The following is a 6504-nucleotide window of genomic DNA, read 5'->3' on the forward strand; positions in this document are numbered from 1 at the left end:
AACCCCACCGGATGGACACCTGGTGGGGCTGGTTATCGACCCTCTTATAAATCAACCAACAGCAACTTTTTGGGTGGCTTGTTGGACTTCAACAAGGTCATTGTTAAGGTCAATTACGATTGTTTCCTGGTCGGCAAAGATTGTCAGTGTCTGATCGGCCCCAAGCTGGTGGGCGATAGGTTGCTTTTCACAGCACGAAATCACCAAGTGTTCCTGTTGCTCAGGTAGCGACCATTGTAAATGATACATTTGCTCGCTGGCATCCGAGATCACTTGTTCATCATGTGATTTATCTTCGTCGTAGCCATAGGACAGCGCAGGGCTGATGCGATCATGGCTTGGCAAGCTCACTTGGTAGTCTTTACTTTGTCCTGCAAGGCTGATGCTGCTACCAGCAGTTACTGCATCGAGTGGAGAGTGAAGTCGCCATTGCACTGCCTGAGGTTTATATAGCGAAATTTGATCACAAATCAGCAGCCCTTTGCCAGTCAGCATGACTACAGTACGGGTAAAGTGGTTGGTCTCTTCATAGGCATGGCCAAGTTCGAACTGCACCAGTGACCAGCCTGTCCCTTGTTCTTGCCGCAGTACCTTGGCCGTCGCTGCTTCGTTATCCAAGATTTGGCCTTTGCCTCCCACTTCTTTACCACCCTCTTGGTTATCAACAAATAGGGGTAAATTATGGGCTTGGGTAGTACGGGTCCATTGGCTGTGGTGACCACTGCCAAACCGGTAGCCGTAGCTGCCACTTGGGGTCAGGATACTCTCACCATCATCAAACAACGCAACGTTACCCTGATCGGCATGGCGGTGTGAGCTGTTACCAAATTGGCTGGCTCGATAGTAAAGCGCTAGCTCTTGGGTCTGTGCTTTGCCAAGGCCGGCAAAAGGGTAATATTGACTATAAACAGGCTTCTCTTGGCAATCTACTTTGGCAGAAGTCGTTTTATCACAAAGCGCGGCGTCTTTGGCAAATGCCAGCTGTGTATGTGTCGGAACAACATCAAGCAAATGCAGATGGAACACATCGATCTTCGACTCTAGCTGCTTGCAGGTCTCACGGGCATGTTCATCACCGAAGCGCTCGGCGTATATCCGCAGTGGGTTCTGGGCAAAAAAGCCCGGCCACTCGCGGCCATCACGTTTGCACCAAAAGCCATCACCGAACGGATGGATATCTTGTTCGGGCGCGACAAAGTCCATCGCAAATTGACAGTAGTTTTTGTAAAAAGGATGCTCATAAAAAGAGAATCCGCTTATCCTTTCGACTGATAGGAAGAAAGGGTGATGCCACTTGCTATACGACGATGAATAGAAAGGACCTTCAGCCCAGCTGCCATCTTCGCCACCGTAAAATGGCAGCACGCTTTGGTAAATCATCAAGGCGTAGTTGAGCCAGCGCTCGCAAACCTGCGCATCATATTCTTTGTGCAGTGCTAATGCCGCCACACCCAGATAAGCGGGCAGGCGAGACGTGTGTGAATGGCCTGGGAACTGTTTGAACTGATCTTGCTCTAGACGTTGTTCCATCTGGTAGGCAATACGCACCAGCATCGGTCTGATGAAATCTTTTTCGCTGTCGGTCAGTAGCGGTGCCAACCAGTGATAAGCAAGGTAAAGGTTTCGAGCTAGTGATAGGCCAACCTCGTCGCCCCAGGTGCACGGACGAAGCAGTGATGCCGGACCTTCAGGGCTCCATTCGGCTAGTCGTAGCATAAGTTGCACGGCTAACTCACCGCTTTCTTCCTCGCCCCAGATTTTGTAGAGCAGGGTAAGCGCCATCAAGTCGCGATCAATCCAGTTGCGCACATTGGCAATGGCGGTACGTTTACCTTCTTCTTCTCCACGGCGGTAGTGGGTCGGGTAGGTAATAGCATCGAGATTGACCAGTGCAACCGTGTTCTTGAATTTGTCGTAAGCTTGCGAAGAAGCATCTCGAACGTCGGTGATATCACTATCAAAATACATCAAGAATTGATCATGCTCGGCGCACAGTTCAAACAGCTCGTTGGCACTTGGCGGCTGATACTTTTCAGTTTGTTCATCAATGGCAAATGTCATCCACTGTGACATTTCGTTATTGATATCTTGCACCCGCCAGCGGTATTGGCCACAAGAAAGCATGAAAGGCAGGCGGAATGGTGAACTGATGTTTTCCCAGCGCCATTGAAGTGGCTTTTCAACATGTTCTAGCTCGATGCTATACACGGCGGTATAGTCTGACTGCGGCCAGTTAAAGCTCGGTGGATTGATTCGTGCCGGCTTGTTTTGTTCTGGGGTGACAAACTTTTGAAAATCATGGGTTCGGCGTAGAGACAACATATTACACTTCCTTGTTAAACCAGATGTATTCTCCGTTTTCCGGGTTTATTTCCCCGATCTGCGTGGCCGGAGAGCCTGCAACTATGGCATGTGGAGCGACGTTGCGGGTCACCACAGCATTGGCACATACCAAGGCCGCTTTGCCAATGGTGACACCGGGAGTGATCACCACACCGGAAGTCAGCCAAACACCGTCTTCGATGACCACTTTGCCCTTCTCTAGGCAGGTTCGGGCACTGAAGTGGCCGGAGGCCGGGTCGAACAGGTGGTTTGAGGCGACGATCGAGACATGCGGGCCAATCAACACATTCTCACCGATCGAAACATCGCCGTTGATGTAGCTATAGAGACCAATATAAGAATGCTTGGCGATTTGATTGTCGCCAATACGGACAATGGCGCCAGGGGCAATACGGACCCCTTCGTTTAGGAACCCGAGGATTTGGGCACGGGCATTGTCATCTTCAAAGTTATTGCTTTGGCTGGTGTAGAGCGTGAATTTTTTGAATTCTTCTTCAGTTAGCTCGCCACCGAATCGTTGCTGTACTGACATGTTAGTCTCCCTAAAAGAGATAGGAGCAAGGCTGCTCCTATCCCAAGTCGTTCAAAATAAAAATCAATATTGCTTAGCTAATGGCCAACTCGGCATCGACTGCTTCAGTCAACTTGCGCTTAGAGCGAAGAAGTAAGAAACCGATAAAGCCGACAATCGATGCAACCACGATAAACAGTGCACGACCCCATAGCGGGTTAGGAACGAGGGCCAATGACGCCAAGAATAGCGATGCAGTGAGCAGCATCTTACCTAGCATGTCATGCTGTTTGTTATCCATACGGATGCTAGCTTCGGTGTCTTCAACCACGACTTCGGTATCGACATTGTTGAAGAACTTGTTGATTTCAGCCGCACGCTCTGGAGATGGCTCTTTGTAGAAGAAGCGAGACAGTACAAAGAATGGCAACGTGATCGACATGTGACCGATAACACCCAGAGTGACCGACTTCATTTCTGCAAATTCACGGGCGCTGATTGGTGCATCTAGACCCAGTACAGCTTCGATAGTCTGTGGCGTGATAACAAAGGCAATGATGGCAGAAACACCCATACCAACCAAAATTGTGCCCCAGCCAGCCCAGTCAGGTGTTTTACGGATGAAGAAACACATGATGGAAGGAATAAGCACTGGGAAGCCAACTAGCGTACCGACCAGCATCATCAGGTCAAACAGGCCGAATTCTTTTAGAGATGTCAGGAACAGACCAGTGATGATGATCACCACACCAAATACCGCAGTTAGGATCTTACTGGCAAGCATCAGGTGCTTTTCAGAGTAATCTTTACAGAAGTATGGTTCATAGACACTTTTCAGGATGATACCGGCGTTACGGTTCAGTGCTGAATCCATTGATGACATGGTTGCGGCAAACATGGCTGCTAGCATCAAGCCAACCATACCGACAGGCATTTCACGGCTAACAAAGATGTAGTATGTTGCATCGGCTACTTTGTCACCAAGGCCTTCCAAGCCCCAAGTCGTGACATCTGGGTAGTTACCGGCAACAAACCATGCAGGCAGGAACCAAATCATTGGACCCAGGATCATTAGGAAACAGGCTAAAAGGGCTGCCTTACGGGCGTTTTTAGTATCTTTTGAGGCGATAAAGCGGTAAGAGTCGACCATGTTGTTGGTGCTAAAGAATTGCTTGATAAAGATACAGATAAACCAGCCGACAAACAGGTGGGTGTAGCTGTAGCCGTCACCAATTAGTTGTTGGGCAGGCAGACCCACTTCCATTAGGTTACCCACACCGCCAGATTTCCAAATCGCCACCATGGCTGCGACAAATGTCATTACGGTGATAATGATCATCTGCATGAAATCTGAGGCGATAACTGCCCAGCTACCGCCAACCAATGACATGAACAGTACGACCAGACCGGCACCGATAATGGTTTGCTCAAGAGGGACACCGACGACTGCACTGGTAAATACCGCCAAACCGTTCAGCCAGATAGCGGCTTGAAGCACGCTGAGTGGTACGTTAGCCCAAGTGAAGACCTGCTCGTTCACTTTACCCAAACGTAGCCTTACGCCCTGAAGTGGGCTGATCACACGCATTTGACGCGCTTTAGCAGCAAAGAAGAGGTAGTTGCAGAAGTAGCCAAGGGCGTTAGCAATAAATACCACACCCACGGACATGCCGCTAGTTAGCGCTTTTCCCATCAACCCGGTGAAGGTCATCGCACTCAGTGCCATCATGAACGCACTGGAGCCAACCATCCACCATAGCATGCGGCCTCCCCCACGGAAGTATTCACTGGTATTGGATGCCGCCGAGCGGAACACCCAGCCAAGGCTCATTAGAAAGATGAAGTACACGAGTACGACAAGAATATCTATATCCATTTTGTAGGTTCCTATTGTGATAGGGAGAAGGTGTAATAAGACAAAGTTGAGGTGTCTCATCCCTTTTGTTGTTTTGGCGCAAGTAACCATGCAGAAAAAAAAGCATGAGACTTGATACACGTTTCACTATAGAGATCCTTATCAATCGGTGGAAATGATATTAATGTATAACAATAATACAAATGACGAATGGGCAGTTGGATGGACATAAAAACACTCAGAACCTTCATAACCGTAGCGAAATTAAAGAACTTTTCAGCTGCTGCGAGGGAATTACACACGGTGCAGCCGACGGTCTCGCGCCATGTTTCTGAATTGGAAAATGAACTGGGTGTAAAGCTGTTCCAACGCACTACCCATCAGGTAGAGCTCACGTTGGCGGGAGAAATGTTGCTGCCAGAAGCGTTGAATATCATTGCTAACGATCAGCGGGTTAAAACAATGTTGGGGCAAACGACCGAGCAAGGTGAGTGCCAGATCAATATTGGGTATCTGGCGACTGCTTGTTCGTTCTTCTTACCGACGTTATTGAGCCGGTTTACAGCGGCGAATCCCAACACCCAGACCAACCTGTTCGAAATGGCCGCCGATGAGCAATACCAGGCGTTAACCGAGAACAAGATTGATATTGCTTTTTCCCGGCGGCAGCCGAAATTAGACGGCAAGCAGTTTATGGTTGAGACGATTTACTCAGACCGACTGATGGCAATCCTTCCGTTGAACCATCCGTTTGCTGAGCGTCATGAGTTGTCTTTGAGCGAACTGCGAAATGAGCGGTTTATCCTGTTTCAGCCCCACGAGTGGATTGAAATGTACGAGCACATTCTCCTGCTTTGCCAGGAAAGTGGCTTTTCGCCAAAGGTTGCCAGTCACCCTGATAACATGCGTCACTTGGTAACCTCGGTGTCTTCTGGGTTGGGTATTTCCATTGCGCCAAGATGTATCAAGTTCATCGCTCAGGACAATTGTGTTTGTATCCCGATCACTGAGGTGAACTTAGTGTTGCCATTATATATGTATTACAAAAGGCAAGGGGTCGCACCTCAGCTATCGGAGTTGGTGAAAGCGTGTCAGCACAAAGTACCGGATATTCAACGAATGCTGCAAAGCTAATACCAACCATTTTTCCTGCGTAATACATAGATCAATTACTTATCCAGATTGGTATAATGCAGAGGCTTTGCTTGGATCTGTATTTGTCGGCGTAGACATAAAAAAACAGGCTTACCGAGGTAAGCCTGTTTGTTGGTCCAAATGTGGAGCAGTTGGATTTGGTAGAGAAAATGGATTATTAAGCGTTTGCGTTTGCTTGCGCTTCAGTAGCAGCTGGTGCTGGTACTTTCTTGCCAAGTTTTTTGGCCATCACTTCTTCCATTTTCTCCAGGCTGACACCTTTGGTTTCTGGAACGAACCTGACCACAACAAACATACAAATCAGTGACAGGATGGCGAACAACCAGAAGCTGAATGCACCGTTGAAATGCTCTCTTAGGAAGGCATTGTCATTCAGCATTGGGAACGACTGGGTGACGATGAAACCGGTGAACCACTGTGCACCCACTGCTATAGACATTGCACGAGAGCGAATGCTGTTCGGGAAGATTTCCGAGATCATGGTCCAGCAAGCACAACCCCACGATGTCGCATAAGAAACAACGTATAGACACAGTGCGAACAATGCTGCGTAGCCTTCAGTGCCAGTGTAAAGTACGTAACCGACAACCGTCATACCCACCGCACAACCGAATGTACCGTATTTCATCAGTGGTAAACG

Annotated in this window: 5 protein-coding genes; 1 reads left to right on the forward strand and 4 read right to left on the reverse strand. The window is 48.7% G+C overall.

Annotated elements, in window-relative coordinates:
* Positions 1–51: 51 nt before the first annotated feature.
* The 3 genes from NHN17_RS06315 to NHN17_RS06325 all read right to left on the reverse strand — a co-directional run bounded on the left by NHN17_RS06315 (position 52) and on the right by NHN17_RS06325 (position 4730).
* Positions 52–2322, reverse strand: coding sequence for a heparinase II/III domain-containing protein (locus NHN17_RS06315; protein WP_255041295.1), 2271 nt, complete (start codon positions 2320–2322; stop codon positions 52–54).
* A 1-nt stretch (position 2323) separates the two neighbouring features.
* Positions 2324–2875, reverse strand: a complete 552-nt coding sequence (locus NHN17_RS06320) for an acyltransferase (protein WP_255041297.1) — start codon at positions 2873–2875, stop codon at positions 2324–2326.
* 73 nt (positions 2876–2948) lie between these two features.
* Positions 2949–4730, reverse strand: coding sequence for a sodium:solute symporter family transporter (locus NHN17_RS06325; RefSeq protein WP_255041298.1), 1782 nt, complete (start codon positions 4728–4730; stop codon positions 2949–2951).
* 201 nt (positions 4731–4931) lie between these two features.
* Here NHN17_RS06325 and NHN17_RS06330 point away from each other — a divergent pair, with 201 nt between their 5' ends.
* The gene (locus NHN17_RS06330) at positions 4932–5843 is read left to right on the forward strand and encodes a LysR family transcriptional regulator (protein WP_255041299.1); all 912 of its coding nucleotides are present in this window, start codon (positions 4932–4934) and stop codon (positions 5841–5843) included.
* Positions 5844–6021: 178 nt separating this feature from the next.
* On the opposite strand, the gene NHN17_RS06335 is transcribed toward NHN17_RS06330, so the two are convergent.
* On the reverse strand, positions 6022–6504 hold a 483-nt coding region (locus NHN17_RS06335; RefSeq protein ID WP_255041300.1), incomplete at its 5' end, for an MFS transporter.

Source organism: Photobacterium pectinilyticum (assembly GCF_024357955.1).
Classification (GTDB): domain Bacteria; phylum Pseudomonadota; class Gammaproteobacteria; order Enterobacterales; family Vibrionaceae; genus Photobacterium; species Photobacterium pectinilyticum.

Bases quoted from the DNA above. Each gene is read 5' to 3' on its own strand.
- NHN17_RS06315 (WP_255041295.1), bottom strand. From the start codon at position 2,322: ATGTTGTCTCTACGCCGAACCCATGATTTTCAAAAGTTTGTCACCCCA.
- NHN17_RS06320 (WP_255041297.1), bottom strand. From the start codon at position 2,875: ATGTCAGTACAGCAACGATTCGGTGGCGAGCTAACTGAAGAAGAATTC.
- NHN17_RS06325 (WP_255041298.1), bottom strand. From the start codon at position 4,730: ATGGATATAGATATTCTTGTCGTACTCGTGTACTTCATCTTTCTAATG.
- NHN17_RS06330 (WP_255041299.1), top strand. From the start codon at position 4,932: ATGGACATAAAAACACTCAGAACCTTCATAACCGTAGCGAAATTAAAG.